The organism is Streptomyces asiaticus, from assembly GCF_018138715.1.
GTDB lineage: Bacteria > Actinomycetota > Actinomycetes > Streptomycetales > Streptomycetaceae > Streptomyces > Streptomyces asiaticus.
Genome location: NZ_JAGSHX010000006.1, coordinates 9957916 through 9979519, shown reverse-complemented (window position 1 = coordinate 9979519; position 21604 = coordinate 9957916). Strand labels below are relative to the sequence as shown.

General features: G+C 68.5%; 14 protein-coding genes and 3 pseudogenes. 8 read left to right on the top strand and 9 right to left on the bottom strand.

The window, feature by feature from the left end; genetic code table 11:
• Positions 1-15: 15 nt before the first annotated feature.
• Entirely contained in the window at positions 16-753 is a 738-nt protein-coding gene (locus tag KHP12_RS49675; protein WP_211834781.1) for a putative quinol monooxygenase, read from the top strand.
• Between the two features lie 213 nt (positions 754-966).
• Here KHP12_RS49675 and hisD read toward each other — a convergent pair whose 3' ends face one another.
• Positions 967-2295: a histidinol dehydrogenase gene (gene hisD / locus KHP12_RS49670; RefSeq protein ID WP_086882800.1), complete on the bottom strand. Its 1329-nt coding sequence runs from the start codon at positions 2293-2295 to the stop codon at positions 967-969.
• A gap of 330 nt (positions 2296-2625) precedes the next feature.
• On the opposite strand from hisD, the gene KHP12_RS49665 reads away from it, so the two are divergent.
• The 3 genes and pseudogenes from KHP12_RS49665 (at position 2626) to KHP12_RS49655 (ending at position 7819) form a co-directional block, all read left to right on the top strand.
• A complete protein-coding gene (locus tag KHP12_RS49665; protein WP_211834779.1) occupies positions 2626-4239 on the top strand; it encodes a PucR family transcriptional regulator in 1614 nt (537 codons plus the stop codon).
• Between the two features lie 155 nt (positions 4240-4394).
• Positions 4395-5701: pseudogene (locus KHP12_RS49660) on the top strand (IS701 family transposase).
• A gap of 582 nt (positions 5702-6283) precedes the next feature.
• A complete protein-coding gene (locus KHP12_RS49655; RefSeq protein WP_167442573.1) occupies positions 6284-7819 on the top strand; it encodes a carboxylesterase/lipase family protein in 1536 nt (511 codons plus the stop codon).
• A 346-nt stretch (positions 7820-8165) separates the two neighbouring features.
• Here the strand turns inward: KHP12_RS49655 and ltrA are convergent, their stop codons facing one another.
• On the bottom strand, positions 8166-9632 hold the full coding sequence (ltrA, locus tag KHP12_RS49650) for a group II intron reverse transcriptase/maturase (protein ID WP_086885609.1): 1467 nt from the start codon (positions 9630-9632) through the stop codon (positions 8166-8168).
• Positions 9633-10233: 601 nt separating this feature from the next.
• Positions 10234-11436: pseudogene (locus KHP12_RS49645) on the bottom strand (IS110 family RNA-guided transposase).
• Between the two features lie 461 nt (positions 11437-11897).
• On the opposite strand from KHP12_RS49645, the pseudogene KHP12_RS52195 reads away from it, so the two are divergent.
• The 3 genes and pseudogenes from KHP12_RS52195 to KHP12_RS52185 all read left to right on the top strand — a co-directional run.
• Positions 11898-13144 (top strand): annotated as a pseudogene (locus KHP12_RS52195) (alpha-glucuronidase family glycosyl hydrolase); the annotation flags it as partial.
• Positions 13145-13177: 33 nt separating this feature from the next.
• Positions 13178-13438: a hypothetical protein gene (locus tag KHP12_RS52190; protein WP_246644182.1), complete on the top strand. Its 261-nt coding sequence runs from the start codon at positions 13178-13180 to the stop codon at positions 13436-13438.
• Complete coding sequence (locus KHP12_RS52185) at positions 13435-14658, top strand: hypothetical protein (protein WP_276328669.1); 1224 nt, start codon at positions 13435-13437, stop codon at positions 14656-14658. The genes KHP12_RS52190 and KHP12_RS52185 overlap by 4 nt, the downstream gene beginning before the upstream one ends.
• A gap of 81 nt (positions 14659-14739) precedes the next feature.
• Here the strand turns inward: KHP12_RS52185 and KHP12_RS49635 are convergent, their stop codons facing one another.
• The 6 genes from KHP12_RS49635 to KHP12_RS49610 are packed head-to-tail and all read right to left on the bottom strand — an operon-like array spanning position 14740 to position 20007.
• Complete coding sequence (locus KHP12_RS49635) at positions 14740-15498, bottom strand: SDR family NAD(P)-dependent oxidoreductase (RefSeq protein ID WP_037951895.1); 759 nt, start codon at positions 15496-15498, stop codon at positions 14740-14742.
• Positions 15495-16436 carry a 3,5-dioxohexanoate:acetyl-CoA acetone transferase gene (gene kce / locus KHP12_RS49630; protein ID WP_086884848.1) on the bottom strand — a complete coding sequence of 314 codons (942 nt, stop codon included), beginning with the start codon at positions 16434-16436 and terminating at the stop codon, positions 15495-15497. Before kce ends, KHP12_RS49635 begins: the two co-directional genes overlap by 4 nt.
• A gap of 22 nt (positions 16437-16458) precedes the next feature.
• The gene (locus KHP12_RS49625; RefSeq protein WP_167442708.1) at positions 16459-17358 is read right to left on the bottom strand and encodes an LLM class flavin-dependent oxidoreductase; all 900 of its coding nucleotides are present in this window, start codon (positions 17356-17358) and stop codon (positions 16459-16461) included.
• A 37-nt stretch (positions 17359-17395) separates the two neighbouring features.
• A complete protein-coding gene (locus tag KHP12_RS49620) occupies positions 17396-18184 on the bottom strand; it encodes an HpcH/HpaI aldolase family protein (RefSeq protein ID WP_211834778.1) in 789 nt (262 codons plus the stop codon).
• Positions 18181-19116, bottom strand: a complete 936-nt coding sequence (locus KHP12_RS49615; protein WP_244203256.1) for a cupin domain-containing protein — start codon at positions 19114-19116, stop codon at positions 18181-18183. The genes KHP12_RS49620 and KHP12_RS49615 overlap by 4 nt, the downstream gene beginning before the upstream one ends.
• Entirely contained in the window at positions 19117-20007 is an 891-nt protein-coding gene (locus KHP12_RS49610; RefSeq protein ID WP_086884852.1) for a DUF6282 family protein, read from the bottom strand.
• A 235-nt stretch (positions 20008-20242) separates the two neighbouring features.
• Here KHP12_RS49610 and KHP12_RS49605 point away from each other — a divergent pair, with 235 nt between their 5' ends.
• Positions 20243-21601 (top strand): MFS transporter, encoded by a 1359-nt coding sequence (locus KHP12_RS49605; RefSeq protein WP_245009937.1) that lies wholly within the window; start codon positions 20243-20245, stop codon positions 21599-21601.
• Positions 21602-21604 lie beyond the last annotated feature (3 nt).

The window sequence follows — 21604 nt, the reverse complement described above, 5'->3', positions numbered from 1 at the left end:
GGCAGGAGTCCCCACATGACCCCCATCGACGCCGTCAGCAGCCCTGCTGTGATCGAGCTTCGCCAGTACACGCTGCGCCCCGGCCGGCGTGAGGAACTCATCGAACTCTTCGACCGGGAGTTCATCGAAACCCAGGAAGAGACCGGGATGCTCGTACTCGGCCAGTTCCGGGACCTGGACGAGCCGGACCGCTTCGTCTGGCTGCGCGGGTTCGAGGACATGACGGTACGGCACCATGCGCTGACCGCCTTCTACGACGGACCCGTCTGGGCAGAACACGGCCCCCAGGCCAACGCCACCATGGCCGACTCCGACAATGTGCTGCTGCTACGGCCCCTGACGGCCGGGAGCGGCTTCACCGTCCGCCCCTCCCACCGGACCCGACCCGGGGCGCCGGCACCGGAGGGATTCGTGTCCGCCACCGTGTGGTCCTTCCCTCCCGGACAGCCCGAGGGCATCGCACTCATCCGGCACGGCCTTCTGCCCGTCCTCCACGAGACCGGACCCGCGCCACTGGCCGCCCTCACCACCGAGACGGCGCACAACACCTTCGCCAGGCTGCCGGTCCGCACCGGAGAGAACGCCGCCGTCGTCTTCACCTCCTACCCCGACGAAAGGGCGCATCGCCGGCACATGGCCGAGATGCGGGTCCACCCCCGCGCCCGGGAAATCCTGACGAGCATCGGGAGAGAACAGACGGCGGTCCCCCGGACACTGAGACTGGCACCCACCAGCCGCTCGCTCCTCCCCTGACCCGGGTAAGCGGGCAGCACGGGGGCAGCTTCTCAGTACCTCACGGGCGTCGGCCGCTTCCCGGACGGAGGGTTCGTGGCCGATCGCGGGGCAGGGAAGGGTTCGAACCGCTCCAGGGCCGGATCGTCGAACTGATCGGGTTCCGGCATCCCAGCTCTGCTCGCTGGAGATCCGGTGCGCGGGAAGGCGGACAAGCGGGAGGCGGTCACGGCTTTACGCCCTTGCGTCGCCGAGGCGTACGTCGTGGTCGGCCCAGGGCAGGGCGGCACCGCCGTGGCGTGCGGCGCGCAGATCGCCGGAGCGGGCGTGTCCCTCGAAGTTCTCCAGCCGCGAGGCCCGCCCGCAGAGCTCACCGAGCATCGCGCTGCTGTCCTTGTCGCGGATCTCCTGGTAGGTGACGGTCTTGAGATACTTCCCGACCCACAGACCGCCCGTGTAGCGGGCGGCACCCAGCGTCGGCAGGACATGATTGGTACCGATGACCTTGTCGCCATACGGGACGCACGTGTCCTGGCCGAGGAACAGCGCCCCGTAGTCCCGCATCCCCGCGAGCGCGTCCCGTGGCTCGGCGGTGAAGATCTGCACATGCTCGCTGGCGTAGGTGTCGGCCAGGGCGAATGCCTCCTCCTGGTTCTCCACCAGCAGCACCTCACCGTGGTCACGCCAGGCCGCGCCGGCGACCCTGCCGGTCGGCAGACCGGGCAGCAGCGCGTCGATGTGCTCGATGGCGCCCAGGCCGACCTCGCGCGATGTGGTGATGAGCACCGCGGGGGAATCGGGGCCGTGCTCGGCCTGGCTGAGCAGGTCCACGGCGATGGTGAACGGGTCCGCGGTCTCGTCCGCGACGATCAGCACCTCGGTGGGGCCCGCGAACAGATCGATGCCGACCTCGCCGAACAGCTGCCGCTTGGCCTCTGCCACATACGCGTTGCCGGGACCGGCCACCATGTTGACCGGGTCGATCGTCTCGGTCCCCAGCGCGAGAGCGGCCACGGCCTGCACACCGCCGAGCACATAGATCTCCTCGGCGCCGGCCAGGTGCATCGCGGTGACGCTGATGGGCGGCGGGGCTCCCTCATTGGGCGGGGTCGTGGCGGCCACCCGTTCCACACCGGCGACCTTCGCCGTGACGATGGTCATGTGGGCCGACGCCGTGAGCGGGTACCGGCCACCGGGGACATAAGCGCCTGCCGCGGTCACGGGAATATTGCGCTGGCCGAGGTAAACACCCGGAAGCGACTCAATCTCGAAATCATGCACGGAGTCGCGCTGCGCCTGAGCGAAATTCTGGACCTGCCGCTGCACAAACCGCAGATCCTCCAGGACGCTCGTGGGGACCCCGGACACGATCGACCTGATCTCGTCGGGACCGAGCCGGTACGAGGCCCGGTCCCAGGCGTCGAATTTCATCGAGTAGCGGCGGACGGCCTCGTCACCATGGGCGCGCACGTCCGCGATGACCTCAGCCACGGTGTCGACGACATCGGGACGACTGCTGCGCACAGTGTTCTTGGACGCCGCGGACTTGAGTACGACGGGCACGGCTGGGTCTCCTCGCAGGTGGTTCAACGGATTCTCGGCGCTCCCGCACTGCCGCCATGAGGCACCGGTAGCGCTGTCGAGAGCAAGTCTCGCCGTGGCGCGCCACCGCATCACAGACACACAATGAGAATGAGATCCCAGGTGCTCTGCACACTGTGTTCACGACCACGGAAGATCACTCCTGGCGGCGGCTCCCTGGCATGGTCGACCGCGGGCCTACAAGGCGGACACAGCATGTGCAAGACTGCGCCACCAGAATGCATGATCCGTGTAACGGCTGATCGGTCCGCGCAGCGGGCAATCTCCCCCTTGGTTCCAAAGAGGTCAGTCATGGCTCTGTCAGTAGCAGCCGCCTTGCAGCTGGAGGTATTCAGCCGCACCACCGTCCGCGTATACGCGGGCGAGAAGAACCTGGGCCATACGATCCGCTGGGTCCACCCGGTGGAAATCCCCGACATCGGTCAGTTCCTGACCGGTGGCGAGCTGCTCTTGACCGCCGGCCTGGGTGCCGGCCGGACCGCGAGTGAGCAGCGGCGCTACATCCGCGAGGTGAGTGCGGCGGGCGCCTCGGCACTCGTCATCGAGCTCAGCGGTCGCGCCTTCACCACGATGCCCCCAGCAATGATCGACGAGGCCGAGCGGCTCGGCTTCCCCCTCATCGGCCTGGCGGACGAACTGCCGTTCGTCGAGGTGTCCGCCCAGGTACACGAGCTGATCGCGGATGAACGGAACTCCGATCTTGTCGCGTTCGAGCGTCTCAACGCGGACTTCATCCAGCTCCTGCTCGCCAGCCGCAACCATGTTTCGTTCGCCGAGGCGCTCGCCCATAACGTCGGCTCCCCCGTGGTTCTGGAGGACACCGATCACCAGGTCGTGGCCTACGCCGGCGGAACGACCGAAACCGATCTGCTGATGCGGAACTGGGGCCTGCACGCCAGGATGGCCCACCAGGCCGGTACCCCTGGGGGTCAGCACAACAAGTCCTCCATGGTCCAGTCCCACGACGAGCCGGGCTGCACCCGACGCATGATCGTGCTCAGGGGCGAGGCATGGGGCTGGATCCATGTCTTCCACGGCGATGGCGAGCTGACCGGTGTGCATGCCTACGCCCTCGACCGGGCCGCCGACACGATCGCCATCGCGCTGCTCGGAGACCGGGAGAGCGGTGTCCGGGCCTCGCACCGGCAGAGCTCGTTGATCAATCGGCTGCTCCTTGGCGACATCACCGGTGAGCAGTTCGTCGACCGGGCGCTGCGGGTGGGCCGTGACCTGCGGGACCGGCCTCTCGCCGTCGTCGTACTGTGCAAGGAGCCCGACTCGGACGGCGTGGCGGAGGCCGCGCTGGAACCCGCGCTGAAATCCCTGAAGGCGCCCGCCGTCGTAGCAGACATCGGCGATCACGTCCTCGCCGTGGTCGGTCTGACGAAACAGTTGTCTGCGCAACAGCTCGCCGACGAACTGGACACCCGCGGGGCCCGAGCCGGCGTCAGTCGCAGCGGTCCGGCCCGTCGGCTCGCGGATGCGGCACGGCAAGCGCGTACCGCAGCCTCCGTCGCCGCCACCCGCGAGAAGCCCACAGCGCTGCACTTCGACCGGCTCGGCGTCCTGCGTCTGCTCGTCGCGCTCGCCGAAGGCCCGGAGCTCAGGCGATACGTCGACGACGAACTCGGGCCGCTCCTGCGCCATGACGCGACCGAGGCGAACCCCCTGTTGCCGACCCTGCGGGCCTACCTCGCCGCGGACGGCAACAAGTCCCGCGCGGCGGAGACCCTCTTCATCCAGCGCCGCACGCTCTACTACCGCATCGAGCGACTCAACAGCCTGCTCGGCAGATCAGTGGACGACCCCGAGGTCCGCGGGGGCCTCTCACTCGCGCTACGAGCACTGGATCTCGTGGAGTCCGGCCAGCAGCTCCAGCCTCCCGGCCCGACGCGGAGGACCTGATCGCTCGGTTAGTACTCCAGTCTGGTTTCGCGATCTTGTCGCGGACGCGGCTGGGCACGGGTACGGCCACCGCGTGATCATCGGTTGGTGTGTGGACAAACGAAGATCGTGCGGTGGCCGCGGGCCATAGCGTAGACCCTGCTCACTGGCGGGAGATGTTCGACCAGGCCATGGCCCGGATCGCGGGACGTTTCGGCCGGGTTGAGCCGAGGGCGAGTGCCCGTGCCTATCTGCTCGGGCTGCTGTCGACGGCGGAACGGAAGAACTGCTGGCAGCTGGCGGAACAGGCTGGTCACGCGCGGCCGGGGTCGATGCAGCGGCTGCTGCGCTACGCCCGCTGGGACGCCGATGCCGTCCGTGACGACCTCCGCGCCTATGCCGTCGAGCACCTCGGCACCGACGGCGGCGTGCTCATCATGGACGAGACCGGTTTCGTGAAGAAGGGCCACGCCTCGGCGGGGGTGCAGCGCCAGTACACCGGCACCGCAGGACGCATCGAGAACGCCCAGGTCGGGGTCTTTCTCGCCTATGCCACCAGCCGGGGGCGGACGCTGATCGACCGCCGGCTCTACCTGCCTGAGCACTCGTGGTGCGCCGACTCCGAGCGCCGCCACGCTGCCGGGATACCCCAGGAAGTACAGTTCCGGACCAAACCCCGCCTGGCCTGGGAGATGATCGCCGCCGCGCTGGAGGCCGGGGTGGAGGCGCGGTGGGTGACCGGGGACGAAGCCTACGGGCAGGACCCGCAGCTTCGCGCCGCCCTGGAAACGCGCGGCACCGGCTACGTCATGGCCGTTGCCTGCTCGGCGCGGGTACGGATCAACGCAGGCCGCACCGCCATCCGCGCGGACACCGTCGCCGAACGTCTGCCCGCCACGGCCTGGCAGCGGCACAGCGCCGGGGCTGGTGCGAAAGGGCCGCGCTACTACGACTGGGCCTGGATCCACATCGGCACCGGCGGCCACCGCCACCTGCTGATCCGCCGCAACCGCACGACCGGTGAACTCGCCTTCTACCTGTGCTGGTCAACCACCACCGTCACCCTTGCGGAACTCGTCCGCGTCGCCGGTGTCCGCTGGAGCGTCGAGGAGTGCTTCCAGGCCGCCAAGAGCCAGGTCGGACTCGACCACTACCAAGTCCGCAACTGGACTTCGTGGCACCGGCACATCACCCTCGTCATGCTCGCCCTGGCCTTCCTCACCGCCGTCGCCGCCAGCTCAGCCCACGCGCGACCCGCCCAGCCGGCCCATCTCACCAGCGATCACCCCGCGATCAAGCTGACCGTCCCGGAGATCCGACACCTACTCGCCTTCTTCAACCCACCAGCCGTGTCAGCGGCCACGCTGTTGCACTGGTCCGACTGGCGGCGACAACACCAAGCGACAGCCCGGCGCAGCCACTACCGACGATGCTCCAGCGACGAACCGACTGGATAGATCACGAAACCGCACTGGAGTACTAGGCGAACAAGCGGTGGCGCGCCGACGCGTGACGCGGACCCGTTCGGGGCCTTTGGGGGCTCACCATAGACACTGCCAATGCCTAGCAGTCATATTATTAATTTGTTTCTATGGATGGCCGGCCCTACCGTGGAGTGCGCCCGTCGAATTCACCGATGCGGGCCGGTACTCCTGCACCCAGGGGGTGTGAATCCTGACGCCTGCCTCCGCGGGCCGACTCCGCAAAGCGGGCGAGAACAACACCTGCATGGTGTGCATTTCGACCGTTACGACAGTCCGGACGGAATCCAGAATGCTGTCGCTTCGCTTGTGCCTGCGACCCGCATGTATGCGACCGAAGACCGGCCTGGGCGGGGTAGTGCGCGCCACGGCGAGCCGTCCGGGATCGGAAAATACGAAGTGCAATTTTCAGGGCGTCCCGCCGTGCCTTCCTCGCCGCGCCTGATGATTCAGCAGGAAGCTCCATCAGAAGGGAATTGCGTGTGCTAAGAATTACTGTTCGGAGAGTAGTCGGTATAGGACTCTGCGTGCTGGCGATGTGTGTCGGCCCTCCGACGTCGGTACAGGCACGGACGGGCGACCACGTGCGTGTCGATGCGCCCGCGGGTTCGTTGCACGGGGTCCGAGCCAACGACACGGTCCAGTTTCGCGGCATCCCCTATGCCAAGCCGCCGGTGGGGAACCTGCGATGGCGGCCTCCAGTAGCACAGCCAGCCTGGACCGGCCTCCGGGACGCCAGCCGGTTCGGTCCGGCGTGCGCCCAGATCAACACTCTGGGAACCTTCGCGGGGCCGCCGAACAACAATGAGGACTGCCTCTACCTGAACGTGTTCGCACCGGAGACTTCCAGGCCCGATCACCGGCGTCCGGTGATCGTCTGGTTTCACGGCGGTGGCAACTTCACCGGTGCCGGCGATGCATACGACGGCAGCGGCCTCGTCAAAACGGGCGACACGATTGTCGTCACACTGAACTACCGCCTCGGCGTACTCGGCTGGCTAGCTCACCCGGGCCTCGACCGCGAAGGCCACCTGTTCGCTAATTACGGCCTCTTGGACCAGCAGATGGCACTGCGCTGGGTGAGGGCCAACATCGCCGCTTTCGGAGGCGATCCGGGAAACGTGACGATCGGCGGGCAGTCGGCCGGTTCTTTCGACGTGCAGGCACACATGGTGTCACCCTTGGCCCGGGGCCTGTTCCAGCGCGCAATCATGGAAAGCGGGGTCGAAGAGCCCGCGCCGCTGACGCAAGCTGAAGCCCTGGGAGTACGGTTCTCGACGGACGCTGGCTGTGGTAACAACGCACAATCGGCTGCCTGTCTTCGCAAGCTGCCGGTCGAGCGTCTCATGGCGGTACAGGGCGTGGCAGGTGAGTACCCCACCACGGACGGGGTGGTCGCCGACGGGAAGATCGTTCCGTCGGCGGGGCTGCTGGCGTCGTTCCGAGCGGGACGCTTCACGGCCGTTCCAGTGCTGAGCAGTTCCACGCGTGATGAGTGGAACTTCCTGACGGGTGTCCAGTACTACACCTCAGGCCGTACGACGCCCCTGACCGAATCCGATTACGACGCGTTCGTCGCGGACCGCGCCAACGGCGATCCTCATCTGATCACCGAGATTCGAGCACGCTATCCGCTCGCAGACTATGCGACGCCTCAGCGTGCCATTGCAGCCATCGGGACGCAGGGTGGAATTCTCTTCCAGTGTGCAACGCGTAAGCGGCTTGCCCCGATATCAAAGGCGGCCACCGTCTACGCCTATCAGTTCGACGATCGCACGGCACCTTCCTTGCTGCCGGCAATGCCCGGTTTCGAACCGCTGGCCGACCACACTGCGGACATCCAGTACCTATTCCCCGGATTTCACGGCGGATCGCTCGGAATGAGCCATCCACTCAACCAGCAACAGGCCGCCCTTTCTCGCCGGCTGATGACGGCCTGGACCAATTTCGCCCGCACGGGAAATCCGAACGGCCCCAAAGGCACAACGTGGCCCGCATACAGTCAGTCGCACCCCAAGGCTGTCGCGCTCGTCGATACACATGGCCAGACCGTGATCTCCGACAAGCAATATGCAGCCGCAAACCAATGCGACTTCTGGGATTCCCTGGGAGCCAGGTGACCCGGTAGGAATCTGACACCGCAAAGGGTTTTGGCAAGCAGAATGGCCTTCCGGTCACGAGACGGGGTTACCAAGACTCCTGCCGGCCCGTGACGGAAGGCCCTTCCTGTATGAAGATCGGCTGCCGAGCGCGCCTGGTCGGCGACGCGGCGAAAAAGGGGCGGTCTCCGTGAGGTCGATGAGCGTGATGCGTCAGGTGGACCGCGTGACGCCGTGCAGTGGGGGGGTGCCTGTTGAGTCGGCACGGAGCGCGGTGCCGGTGTTGCCACCGGTCCGTTTCTCCGTGCCGCTCGCCGAACCCGGCGTACCCGTCTCCGAGTACCGGGCTCTCCACAGACTCTGCCGTTCAGGCGTGGTTGAGACGTGTCCAGGGGTTGGGGATCCTGTTGCCTCTGTAGCGGTAGCGGGTGACCGTCACCGCCTGGAGGTCGAACAGTTCGATCCCATCAGCCGAGGGCCTTTGCCACCGTCCGGTGTGGTCGGTGAGGCGTCGGCGGACTTCCTTCCACTTCCAGCGGTGCAGCGCCATCCACCAGCTGATCACCCGGTGCCATGTGAAGCTGGCCAGGGAGCTCAGGGTGGCTTTGCAGACCGCGTGCTTGAAGTAGTTGGCCCAGCCGCGCATGATCTGGTTGAGCCTGATCAGCACGTCCCTGGGGTTCTGCTGCGACGTTCTGTTCGTCAGAGCACGGATCTTGTCCTTCAGCTGCCGGATGGGCCGATCAGCGATGAAGGTGTAGACGTGCCACTTGTCCGTTCCTCGCTTGCGGCGCCACTGGATGCGGAACCCAAGGAAGTCGAACCCGTCCGACATGTGCACCACCCGAGTCTTGGCCTCGGAGAGGCGAAGGCCGAGTGGTTGCAGCACTTCGGCGATGTCCTCGCGTAGCGTTTCGACGTCGTCGCGTTCACCGTCGGTCAGTACGACGAAATCGTCCGCGTAGCGGACGATTCGCCAGTTCGGACGTCCGGTTGCGCGGCGACGCCTGCGCAGGTGGCTGGTGGCCATCTCCCCGTCCGGTTCCCATGGCCTGGTCAGGTGCTCGTCGAGCGCCGACAGGGCGATGTTCGCCAGGAGCGGGGAGAGGATGCCGCCCTGAGGGGTGCCAGTGAGGGTGTCCTCGCGGTTGTTGTCCTCGGTGAGGACGCCGGCCTTGAGGAACGCCTTGACCAGCCGCAGCACGCGCTTGTCCTTGACTCGTCCTCGCACCCGGTCCATCAGGGCCGTGTGGTCGATCGAGTCGAAGCACGCCTCGATGTCCGCGTCCAGGACCCAGCGGTAGCCGTGGGTGCCGTAGAAGTGGATCTCGGCGATCGCGTCATGTGCCCGCCGCAGGGGCCGGAAGCCGTAGGAGACCGGCTTGAAGTCGGCCTCGTAAATCGGCTCCAGCACCAGCTTGAGGGCCGCCTGGACCACCCGGTCGGCGATGGTCGGGACGCCGAGCTTGCGCACCTTCCCGCTGCCGCCGAGCTTGGGGATCTTGCGTTCGCGTACCGGCAGCGGGCGGAACTCACCCGATTTAAGTGCGTGTCGAAGATCCTCCAGGAACCCGTGAGGGCCAATCTCGTGCTCGACGTTGACGGCGGTGAGGCCGTCCACTCCGGGCGTTTTGGCCCCTTTGTTTCCCGCGACCCGTTCGAACGCCACGAGCAGCGTCGCTGGGTCGCACACGAGGTTGAACAGATCGTCGAACCTGCGGCCGTGATCGGCCGCCGCCCAACGGTGAAGTTTGGCCTGCATCCCCGATACCCGCTGGTGAGACCCCACCGGGGTCTCCGGTGCACCACTGTTCAGCGGCGCTTCTTTCGGCATTGCAGCCTCCTTCCCTTCTCGATTCCGCTGCCGCCCTTCCCCATGTGCCGGGCTCTCCCCGGCGCGGAGTACTACGGCGGCTCCGCCCCGTCCCGGCCCGTTCGGCCGACGGTGGGCCAAGCCTGCATCCTCGCTGGATGCGTTGTTGCAGGTCAGGGCCGGAACGGTTCCCGTGTTCACATGCTGTTCGATCGACGGAGTAGGAGCCCGGCTATACCCCCGCGGCATCACCACGACTACCCCGCAGCACTTCGCCGTGGCCTCCCCGAACGACACATAGCAACCGCCCGGGAAGTTCCCCATCTCCATGGAGACAGGGACGCACCGCATCCAGCCCAGATCCGCCAGGTTCGAGCTGGTGACGAGTAAGGAGGCGTCAACGCCGGTTCCTCGCGTACTCCTTTCCGTCTCGCTTGCCGGACCCGCACCATCTGGCAGTGCTGATACGTCCCGGCTTTGTCAGGGCCGCTTGCCACCCTCCCCGGCACCTCCCGGGTCGGGCTGCCCTCAGCTTCAACCGCCCTGCTGCGACAGGACGGCGGTGGCGTCCTTTCACCGCCACTCGAACAGCACACGCTTCACGGCGCACCTATGTGTTTCGTCAAGCGAGGCGTGGGGTGCGGGGTTCGTAGAAGGTGCCGTCGCGGAGCATCGCGAACAGCACGTTGATCCGTTGTCGGGCGAGGCGGAGAAGTGCCTGTGTGTGGGTCTTGCCGTGTGCTCGGCAGCGGTCGTAGTAGGTGCGGGAGGCGGGATCGTGCAGGGCGGCGAACGCGGACAGGAACATCGCGCGTTTGAGTTGCCGGTTTCCGCCTCTGGGTGCGTGTTCGCCGTGGATCGAGGTCCCGGAGGATTTCGTGGTTGGGGCGAGGCCGGCGTAGGAGGCGAGGTGGGCGGCGGTGGGGAAGCTGGTGCCGTCGCCGACGGTGACCAGCAAGGTGGCTGCGGTCCTGACCGCGATCCCCGGCATCGAGGTCAGGACCTTGAAAAGAGGGTGAGCCTCCAGCAGGGCGCTGATCTGGGCTTCTGTGGCCCGGCGTTGTTCGTGGACGGCGCCGGGCGATCGGGCCAGGGACGGGATCACGATATCGAGGGCGCCGGTTCCCGGGACCACGACGGTCTGCTCGTCCGAGGGCGTCGAAAACGTCGTCGATCAGCCGCTGTGCCATGCGCGGGGCCTTGGGGCGCACCACCTCGACCAGTCTGCGGCGTCCGGCTTTTCGCAGGGCGGAGGGGGATCCGTAGCGTTCCAGCAGCCAGGTCACGGCCGGGTGGTCCAGGCGCGGGCCGAGGACGCGCTCAGGGCTGGGGGGAACTGGGTGAGCAGGCCGCGGATCCGGTTGGAGGTGCGGGTGGCCTCGGCCGCCAGGTCCTGGTCGAAGCCCACCAGTGCGGTCAGCGCGGCGGTGATCTCGTCGGTCAGTTCCAGCGAGCGCAGGGTGTGCGGCATGGTCCGGGCCGCGTCCGCGATCACGGCCGCGTCGCGGGCGTCGGTCTTCGCCTCGCCCGGGCAGAGGTCGGCGATCCGCCGCATCGAGAGTCCGGGCAGGTAGGCGACCTTGCAGCCGGTGTCCTGCGCGACCGTCAACGGGAGGGCGCCGATGGAGGCGGGCTGGTCGACGATCACCAGGACGGTGCCGAACTTGGCCTACAGTTTCTCGAAGACGTCCCGCAGCTTCGGTTCGGTGTTGGGCGGTTGCTTGTCGAAGACTTTCTTGCCGGCCGGGGTGAGGCCGTGGCCGTGATGGGCGCTCTTGCCGACGTCCAGGCCGAGGAAGACGCCCACGTCGTCGATGTCATCCAACCCATCCTCCCGAACGGGGTTCGTGCGGTGCTGGCCAGGGCATCGGCGCCGTGTGCGCGCATCCACGTTATGCAGACCTTCCGCCCGCAAGCGGCCGGGCATTGCGCCGGGCCAGGCGGTGGTCGGGCCTCTCATCAGCGTCTCCCACGGCGCCTCTCGGGCCCGGCGGCACCACCCCCCAGGTCATCGGTTCGACAGGGGGCAACAGCCATACCGGACCCGGAGGCCAGCGGCCCTCTCGCAGGACCGCGAAGGCGACTTGGCTGCTGAGCTGGTCCCTCTGGCGCAGACGCCACCAGGCAACAGCCCGCCGCAGCCACTACCGACGCCGCACCGCCAACGAACCCACTGGATAGATCACGAAGTCAGACTGGAGTATTAGGCGAATTCCAAACACCGAGGCGCCGGCGGGGGCGCTGCCCGCCGAGGACGGGTACGAACTGTGGCTTCGGTACCGGCAGGTGGCGGATCCCGCTCAACTCAAGCGGTACCGGGCCGGGTTAGAAACCCTGGTCTGGCAGGGAGGCGGCGGTCCACTACAGCAGTCGGCGGTGGACGAGTTGGTACGCGGGCTCAGCGGGCTGCTCGGCACCCGGGTGAGGCCACGCACCAGCGCCCCCGCACGCGCGGCACTCGTGGTGGGCACCCCGGCGAGTTCCGCCCTGATCCGCGAGCTCGTCCCCGCGGCCGACCTGGCCGAGCTGGGCGACGAGGGCTACGTCGTCCGCCGGGTCACCCGGCGCGGCACGGACGTCACCGTGGTGGCGGCCCACGCGGACCGGGGTGTGCTCTACGGCGCGTTCCATCTGCTGCGCCTCGTACAGACCCGACGGCCGCTGGAGCGTGTCGACCTCACGGAGCGCCCGGCCGCCCCGCTGCGCATGGCCAACCGCTGGGACAACGACGACGGTTCGATCGAGCGCGGCTATGCGGGCCGGTCCTTCTTCGACTGGGAGGAGCTGCCGCGGCTCGACGACCGGTACACGGACTACGCACGTGTCCTGGCCTCGCTCGGCATCAACGGCGCCGTGATCAACAATGTCAACACGCCCGCGGACTACCTCGCCGAGCCGTTCCTGACCAAACTGGCCGCGCTGGCCGGTGTCCTGCGCCGCTACGGAGTGGCGCTGTATGTCACGGCGAACTTCGCCGCCCCCATCGACCTGGGCGGGCTGGACACCGCCGACCCCTTCGACCCGGGGGTGCGCGGCTGGTGGACGAGGAAGGCCGAGGAGATCTACGGCAGGATCGAGGACTTCGGCGGCTTCCTGGTGAAGGCCAACTCCGAGGGCCGCCCCGGGCCGTTGGACTATGGAGCACCCACGCCGACGGTGCCAACCTGCTGGCGGACGCGCTGAGACCGTACGGCGGGGTCGTGATGTGGCGGGCCTTCGTACACGACAGTGACGCGAAGTGGGACCGGCAGGCGTACCTCGACTTCACACCGCTGGACGGGAAGTTCGCGGACAACACCATTGTCCAGATCAAGAACGGGCCGATCGACTTCCAGGTCCGCGAGCCCGCCCACCCTCTCTTCGGCTCGCTGCCGCGTACCAACTCGATGATCGAGCTCCAGGTGACGCAGGAGTACACCGGGCACGCCACCCATCTGTGCTATCTGGTCCCGCAGTGGCGGGAAGTCCTGGACTTCGACACGCTCAAGGCGGGCGAGGGCAGCACCGTGGCCCGGGTCGTGACCGGCCGGGTGCACTCCAACGCGCACTTCGGATTCGCCGGTGTGATGAACTTCGGCGATGCCAGGAACTGGACCGGCTCACACCTGGCCGCCGCCAACACCCACGGCTACGGACGGCTCTCCTGGAACCCGGACCTGTCCGCGCGGGATCTGGCCGACGAGTGGACCCGGATGACCTTCGGCAACGACCCGTACGTCGTCGAGACCGTCTCCGCCCTGCTGCTGGGCTCCTGGCGCACCTACGAGAGGACTACACCTCGCCGCTGGGCACGGGATATCTCACCCATCCGCCGGACGGCTCGGTGACCGGGCACTTCGACCCCAGCCCGACGACGACCACCCAGTTCCACAAGTCGGACCGCGAGGGCATCGGCTACGACCGCACCGCCGCCACCGGCGACGGTTTCACCGAGCTGTACGCTCCGGCGACCCGGGACGCCTACGAGTCGCTGGCGAACTGCCCCGAGGAGCTGCTCCTCTTCCTTCACCACGTCCCGTACAGCCACCGGCTGGACAGCGGCAAAACCGTGATCCAGCACATCTACGACACGCACTTCTCCGGCGCGGCGCGGGTGGCGGAGATGCGCACGGACTGGGAGGGGCTGCGCCGCCGGGTCGACCACCGGCGGTTCACCCAGGTGCACCGCCAGTTCGGGGAGCAGCTCACCGAGGCCGCCAAGTGGCGGGACACCCTGACCGCCTACTGGTTCGAGCTGAGCCGGATCCGCGATGAGCACCGCGGCGGCTGGCTCCAGGCGATCGTCGCCCCGGCCGACACGGCGCTGCTGGGCGGGGAGCGCAACGAGCTTCCGGTGCGGGTGGTCAACGCGACGGGCTCCGGGCTGCGCACGGTGACCACGCTGGACGTTCCCGAGGGCTGGCGGTCCGAGGAGGCGACCGCTTACGTGGCCTCGCGAGAGGGCGAGACGGTGAGGATGACCGTGGTGCCGCCCCCGGCCCCCGCGCTCGCCACCCTGCACGCGCTCCCGAGGTCGGGCGCGGTGCCGGTGCTGGACTCCTCGCTGCGCAGCCTGGCCAGGGTCGTGGTCGTCCCACCCGCCGCGCGTTGCGTCCACGCGCTGGACGCCGGGCCCGCCTCGGCGCCGGTGCTGAAGGACTACACCCGTCTGTCGCCGGCCACCGGCTGGCACGAGGGCGCCGGGTTCGGCTGGGTCGGCAACGCGCCCGACGCCACGGACACCGGACTGTTCGATGTGGTCCGCCGGGACTACGTACGGGACAGCGCACCGGCCGTACTGCGGTTGACGCTGCCGGCCGGGCGCTGCACCGCGCATCTGCTCACCGGCGGCCCCAACACCTTCAACAGGTCGCTGATCGTCCGGGTGGACGGGGTCGAGAAGGCCCGGAGCGAGCGGCTCGACGGCCGGGAGTTCACCTGGCTCCGGATCCCGTTGGACGGCGGAGCCTCCGGACGCGAGGTGGACCTGGAGCTGTCCTCCAAGGAGGACGAGACCTGGCATCTCAGCGCCTGCGTGGTACTGGCGGACGGCCGGGAAGGGGTCTAGCCGCGATCGTGCACCGGGTGCGTGTCCGGGCGCGCCCGCGTGGGCACAGGGGTTCCGGGCGGTTCGGGGGTTGCGGGCGGTTCAGGCGCAGAGCCCTCCGTCGATCGGCAGGACGGCTCCGCTGATGTGGCTGGCGCGGTCGCTCAGGAGGAATGCCGCGCTCGCTCCGACCTCCCGTCCCGTGCCGACCTTGCGCAAGGGAGTGGCGGCGATCCGGGCCTCCACGCCGCCGGGGATCGCACGCCGTGTCTCGGCGAGCATCGGGGTCTCGGTCGGGCCGGGGGCCAGCGCGTTGACCCGGATTCCGAGGGGTCCGAAGTCATGGGCGGCGGTGCGGGTCAGGCCGATGACCGCGTGTTTGGTGGCCTGGTACGCGCCCATGCCGGAGCTGCCGCGGAGACCGCCGATGCTGCTCACGTTGACGATCGAGCCGAAGCCCTGCCGCTCCATGACGCGCACCTCTTCGCGGACGCACAGCCAGGTGCCCTTCACGTTCACGGCCATGATCCGGTCGAAGTCCGCTTCCGGGACCGCGTCGAGGCGCCCGCCCTGGGTCATCGCGGCGTTGTTGAACGCCCCGTCGAGACGGCCGAACCGTGCGACGGTGTTGTCGACAAAGCGGGTCACGCTCGCCACGTCGGAGACATCTCCGATCGTGAAGGCCACGTCGTGTCCGGCGGAGGCGAGTTCCTCCGTGAGCGCGGCAAGCGGTTCCTTGGTGCGTGCGACGAGCATGAGCGCGGCGCCGTCTTCCGCGAGGACGCGTGCGGCGTCGGCTCCGATTCCCGCGCTCGCCCCGACGAGGAGGATGACTTTGCCGGCGAGTGGCGGAGTGCTCATGAGACCGTGCTCCTGTCGATGTCCGTGACGCCGCGCAGCGCGAGCATCGCCCGGGCGTCGGCCGGTGTGGCGATCTGTCGGTCCGCGTCCTCGACGAGCGAGCGGATCTTCCTGACCTGCTGGGCGTTGCTCCCCGCGAGTCGCCCCTTGCCGATCCACAGGCTGTCCTCGAGCCCCACGCGCACATGGCCGCCGAGCAGGGCGCTGTGGGTGGCGAACCGCATCTGGTCGCGGCCGGCCGCGAAGGCGGAGAAGGAGTAGTCGTCGCCGAAGAGCTTGTCCGCGACGCGCACCATGTGGTCCAGGTTCTCGTGATCGGCGCCGATGCCGCCGAGGACGCCGAACACGCCCTGGATCAGCAGGGGTGGCTTGGCCAGGCCCCTATCGGCGAAGTGGGCGAGCGAGTAGAGGTGTCCGATGTCGTAGCACTCGTACTCGAACCGGGTGCCGGACTCGCCGAGCGTGCGCAAGGCGTGTTCGATCGTCTCGAAGGTGTTGATGAACGGCCGGGAGTAGGACGTGAGCACATGGGGCCGCTCCCAGTCGTGCTTCCAGTCGGTCACCCGGTCGGCCATCCCCGAGTACACGAAGTTCATCGAGCCCATGTTCATCGACGCGAGCTCGGGCCGGAGCCGGACGGCCGCCGCCAGGCGTTGCTCCATCGTCATCGCCGGCGAACCACCGGTCGTGATGTTGATGACGGCGTCGGTCCGCGCGGTGATCCGCCCGACGATCCGCTCGAAGACCTCGGGCTCGAACGTGGGCCGCCCGTCCGGTTGCCGGGCGTGCAGATGCACGACGGCGGATCCGGCCTCGACCGCCTCGAGCGCTGCCTCGGCCACCTGCTCGGCGGACAGCGGGAGGTAGGGGCTCTGGGACGGCACGTGTACGGAGCCCGTCACCGCGGTGGTGATGATGACCTTCTCGGCCGCCCGCATCAGTTGTTCTCCTCGGTGGTGGTCATGTGTCCTCTCCCGTCGTTCGGTTGGTGTGCGGGGGCGGATGGTGTGCGGGGGCGAGCGCCCGGTAGGCGTCGAGCTTGGCGTCGTCCAGCCTTCCGACCAGGCTGATGGCGACCTGCGTGGCGCCCGCGTCGTACTGCCGCCGTACCGCCTGGCGCACCTGCTCCGGTGTGCCGCGGACGACGAGGGCGTCGACGAGCCGGTCGGACCCTGGCGGGGTGAGGTCGGCCTCGGTGAACCCGAGCCGGGTCAGCTTCGCGATCTGGTGCGGCAGCGTCAGGTAGTAGGCGAGACGCCTGCGTGCCACCTCGCGGGCGGCGGCGCGGTCGCGGCCCACCACCGCCCACTGGACGACCGACAGGAACGGATCGTCCCCGATCGTCTCGCGCGCCCAGCGGGTGTGCTCCGGTGTGACGAGGAAGGTGATGAGGCCGTCGGCACGTTCGGAGGCGAGGCGGGTTATCCGGGGCGAGTACGCGCCGAGCACCCGCGGCACCGCCACCCCGCCGCCGCGGCGGGCGAGGGTCGCGTCGACTTCGTCAAGGTAGTGGCGGAGGAACGGCAACGGGCCGACACCCCGCTCGCGGACCGCGCCGCTGACCCCGAGCCCCAGCACATAGCGCCCGGGATAGCCGGCAGCGAGGTCCCGCGCCGCCGAGGCCGCGGACTTCGGCACGCGTTCGAGTGCGCGGGCGACGCCGTTGCCCACGACCATCCGTCGTGTCGAACCGAGCGCGAGCGCGGCGGTGGTGAACGCTTCGCGCCCGGCGACCTCGGGGATCCATACCATAGGATGGCCGGCCTCCTCCAGTAGGCGGAGGAAGCGCACCGCTCCCCCGTGGTCGAGGTCGTCCAGCTCGGCGATCGACAGCGCCGAGCGCGGCAAGGAGAGTGTCATCGGTGACCCTCCGAACCCGAGCATGGCAAGGAGAGCGTCATGGGCGACCCTCCGCTTCCCGGAACGCCGTGACCAGCCCGCGCGCGGTCTCCGCCAGCATCGATGTGTCATTGCTGAGCAGGACGAAGTCACAGCCGTCGAGCACCGCCCGCGCGGCACGCTCGGGCGCGCCGCCGAACGCGAGCCCGCAGGGCTTTCCCGCGGTGTGCGCGGCTTCCCGCGCGGAGGCGATGAGTTCGAGCACCTCCGGCGAGGCGGGCGTGGAACCCATCGACATCGAAAGGTCCGCGGCGCCCACGAACACCGCGTCGACGGAGTCGAGAGCCAGGATCCGCGGTGCGGCCCTGATGGCCTCGACGCTTTCGAGCTGCGGAATGCACAGCACGTCGTCGTTGCCGGTGGCCAGGTAGTCGGCGCCGGGGCGGAGCCCCCACGCTCCGGCACGGCTGGTGGCGCCGGCGCCGCGCACACCGTGGGGCGGGAACCGGCATGCCCGCCCGACGGCGGCGGCCTCCTCGACGGTGTCGACGTGGGGTACGAGGATGCCCATGGCCCCCGCGTCGAGGATCTTCTGGATCGTCGAGGCCGTCGTGTCCGGCACCCGTACCAGGGGCACCGTGCCCAGCGCGGCGGCCGAGTTGATCAGCCGGTACGCGGTCTGGAGGTCCAGCGGCGCGTGCTCCAGGTCGATCACGACGAAGTCGAACCCGGCGTACGCCATGATCTCGACCGGCTCACCCGAGGCGATCTTCAGCCAGGTGCCGAGCGGGGTGGTGGCGCGGTCCTGTGCGAACAGCCCGGCGCCGGTGCGTCGTGGCGCGCTCATGGCATCGGGTAGTCGTGGGCGTTGAGCACCCAGCCGGGTTTCTCCGAGAAGTCGGTGCGTGGCGGGCTGAAGATGTCGATCAGCTGGTTCACATCGGGATCGGCGGCTTCGGAGGTGTGCACGGTGGGCGGCGGAATGATCGCGAGGGACGGGCTACCGAGCCGCACATGCTCGTCGTCGCGCCACTGGGAGCTGTCGCTCAGCCAGGGGGTGCGGATGTGGTGCAGATATTGGCCCCGTACGGCCAGCGACAGCTGCTCGAAGTCGTCGTGGGTGTGCGGTGAGAGCTTGCGCGGGTCACGCGGACCGTCCAGTTCGGGCAGGAAGTTGACCATGAACGACCGGGTGCGGAAGATGCGGCCGAACCGTGCCGGGTCATCCGGAACCTCGGCCAGCGGGTAAAATCGCACGGCGGGTCCGCCGACGGGCTCCGGCCACCGCTCAAGCGGTGCGACGCGCGGGTGGTCTTCCGCGTACGCTTCGGCGTTGGCGGCCCGGTCCCGCCACGCCGGCTCGCCGGCCTCGACCAGGCGGATCAGCGGGCCGTCGCCGTGCACAGTGATCCGCGAGCCACCGGGTGGGACCACGACGAGCCCGGGCGCGTCGATGCGTGTGGTGCCGCCGCCGGTGACCACCGTGAAGGCGGGAGAGGCGCCGGTGACCACCACGGCGAGCTCACCGTCGAGCGTCCCGTTGTCGAGGTCGTCTCCGGCCCGCGCCTCGGTGTGCACCAGCACCACGTTCTGAGCGCGGACGACCGCGGTACGGGCGTCCGGTGTCGCGGCGCCGGGCGGGGCGAGGCGGTGCAGATCGAAGTATTGCGCGGCGGCTATCGCGGCGCCGCTGTCCGGCCGTGGCGCGGTCGCCGTCGCGAGCGAGGAGCGGGGGTCGTCCTTCTCGTACACCGTGGTGTCCTTTCGCTCGGCTGTCACTCAGCTGTCGAGGTTGAGCAGATGGGCCGGGTTGTCGCGGACCATGCGCCGCAGGTCCTTCTCCGGCAGGCCGAGGTCGAGCAGCGCCCCGGCGACCCGCAACCAGGCGTCCACCGGTTTCGGGTTGATCGCCTGCCCGAAGTCCGAGGCCAGTACGGTGTGCTCCGGGCCGAGCGCCTCGATCCAGGTCAGCAGCCGCTTCGGATCCCTCTTCTGCGTCCCCTCGGGGTCGTACATGCCGACCTCGTGCTCGATGAACGCGCCGAGTGCGATGAGCTCGCGGCACAGCTCGGGGTCGGCGCCGATCACATAGTCGGGGTGGCTGACGACCATCCGCGTCATGCCGCGGTCCTTCGCGGCCCGGAACAGCGTACGGATGTACTCGGGGTACATATGGCCGCCGTTGACGACGGCTTCCTGCTCCTTGATCTCGTCGAGTATCTCGGCCGCCTCGGGCTTCAGTTCACCCCTCTCGTCGACGATGTCGATGCGTTCGAGGGTCAGGGGCACGGTGGTGGTCGGGAACGCCCCGTCCTCGGGGTGGCAGTCGATGTGCCGGCCCGAGGAGATGGTCGGGAACCAGACGACCTTGCCGCCCATGCGCAGACACATGCGCACCGCGTGCACATTGAGACCGCCGACGGTGCTGTTGAGCGCGATGCCACCGTAGGCGGACGCGGCGACTCCGTCCAGGCGTCCCCTCATCGCCAGGATGTCCATCTGGGTGTTGTGGTGGTGGGACTTGGCGACCATGGCGCGCATCCCGATCCGGGCACCGTCCTGCGCGGCTTCGACGTGGTCGAAGCGACGGGGAAACGGGCTGGGGCCGGAGTGGACATGCATGTCGACCAGTCCGTCCAGGACGGCGGCGATGGCAGGACGTTCCCTCATAGGAGACCACCTCGGTTCGCATTGTGAATTCCTGTTTCACTGTAGACCGCGAGTCAACCCCTTGCAGCAGTCTTGTGCGACGCAAGTCACAACTTTAGGGTAGCCATCAGTTCGCTTCGTGAACACGCAGTTCGCAGCGCGCCGCATGTGGCACCTCAGAGCTGCGGGCAGCCAGCAATCGATCCCGGAGGACGCGATGTCCCCACTGCCCCCCGCAGAGCAGCATTCGGCGGCCTTGGACGACGACGCTCGCCCGAACGCCCCGCACGGTCCGAACACCCCGCACGGTCCGGACACCGCCAAGGCGCGCGCCGCGGTGCGTGGCGGGGCGTTCGCCTACTTCGTCGACCAGTTCGACATCTATCTGCCGATCGTCGTGCTCGCGCCCGCGACGGACTACTTCCAGTCGGCGCATCTGAGTGCGAGCACCACGGCCCTGCTCGCATCGCTGGTGTTCGCCTCGACGCTCATCGGCCGTCCGCTCGGCGCGATCATCTTCGGCCACTTCGCCGACACGGTCGGCCGCAAGCGCACCACACTCGTCGCGGTCGGCGGCTTCGGCATCATCACGCTGATCACCGCGTGTCTGCCGGGCCACGAGACGATCGGGACATGGTCGGTCGGCCTGCTGATCGCGCTGAGATTCATCGACGGGATCTTCCTCGGCGGTGAGTACACCACCGCGGTGCCCCTGGCGATGGAGTGGAGCCCACGGCACAAGCGCGGCCTCAACGCCTCGCTCATCACCGCGACCTCCCCCGCCGCGTACGCGATGATCGCCGCGCTCACCCTGCTGTTGCTGCAAGCGCTGCCGTCCGCCGGACTGCACAGCGCTTATGTGCAGTGGGGCTGGCGGATACCCTTCGTGGCCGGCGCGCTGCTGGCGGCCCTGTTGTTCCGTTACTACCTCACGCAGGTGCACGAGCCGCCGCCCGAGTACACCGGGGCGCGGCACAAACTGCCGTTGGCGCGGCTGCTGGTGCGCTACCCGAAATCGCTGGCCCAGGTGTTCGTGCTGATGACCGGCACCTGGCTGGCCACCAATATGGAGGCCGCCGTGACCCCCGGGCAGCTCAAGGAGCACCTTCTGCTGTCGAGCAAGCAGGTCACACTGACCATGCTCGTGATCAACGCCTCCGCCGCGCTGTCCTACCCCCTGTTCGGACTGCTCTCCCAGCGCGTCGGGAGGCGGCGGTTCTACATCGGCTACGGTCTGTCGGTCATGGTGATCGGCGCCGGTTCATACGCGTTGCTCATGGTTTCCGACGGTGGCCTGGGGGCCGCCCTCGGCTGGGGTGTCATGATCGGCGTCTTCACCGTCGGCACGTTCGGCCCGATCGCCGCGTATCTGACCGAGCGGTTCCCGACGAGCATCCGCTCCACGGGCTATGGCGTCGGGTACAGCCTCGCGCTCATCGCGCCCGCGTTCTACCAGTTCTATCTGCGGCAATTCGACGGCTTCATGCCCTCGCACCTCGCCCCTGCCGTCCTGATCGCGCTCGCCGGCGCACTGATCGCGTTCGGTGGCTTCCTCGGCCCGGAGACCAGGGACGTCGACATGGCCGACGACAGCACGATCCCGAAACTGGCCTGACCC

Excerpts from the sequence above, each read along its gene's own strand:
- KHP12_RS49610 (WP_086884852.1), bottom strand. The coding sequence starts at position 20,007 with ATGAGGGAACGTCCTGCCATCGCCGCCGTCCTGGACGGACTGGTCGAC.
- kce (WP_086884848.1), bottom strand. The coding sequence starts at position 16,436 with ATGCGGGCGGCCGAGAAGGTCATCATCACCACCGCGGTGACGGGCTCC.
- KHP12_RS49625 (WP_167442708.1), bottom strand. The coding sequence starts at position 17,358 with ATGACACTCTCCTTGCCGCGCTCGGCGCTGTCGATCGCCGAGCTGGAC.
- ltrA (WP_086885609.1), bottom strand. The coding sequence starts at position 9,632 with ATGCCGAAAGAAGCGCCGCTGAACAGTGGTGCACCGGAGACCCCGGTG.
- KHP12_RS49665 (WP_211834779.1), top strand. The coding sequence starts at position 2,626 with ATGGCTCTGTCAGTAGCAGCCGCCTTGCAGCTGGAGGTATTCAGCCGC.
- KHP12_RS52190 (WP_246644182.1), top strand. The coding sequence starts at position 13,178 with ATGAACTTCGGCGATGCCAGGAACTGGACCGGCTCACACCTGGCCGCC.
- KHP12_RS49635 (WP_037951895.1), bottom strand. The coding sequence starts at position 15,498 with ATGAGCACTCCGCCACTCGCCGGCAAAGTCATCCTCCTCGTCGGGGCG.
- KHP12_RS49675 (WP_211834781.1), top strand. The coding sequence starts at position 16 with ATGACCCCCATCGACGCCGTCAGCAGCCCTGCTGTGATCGAGCTTCGC.
- KHP12_RS49620 (WP_211834778.1), bottom strand. The coding sequence starts at position 18,184 with ATGAGCGCGCCACGACGCACCGGCGCCGGGCTGTTCGCACAGGACCGC.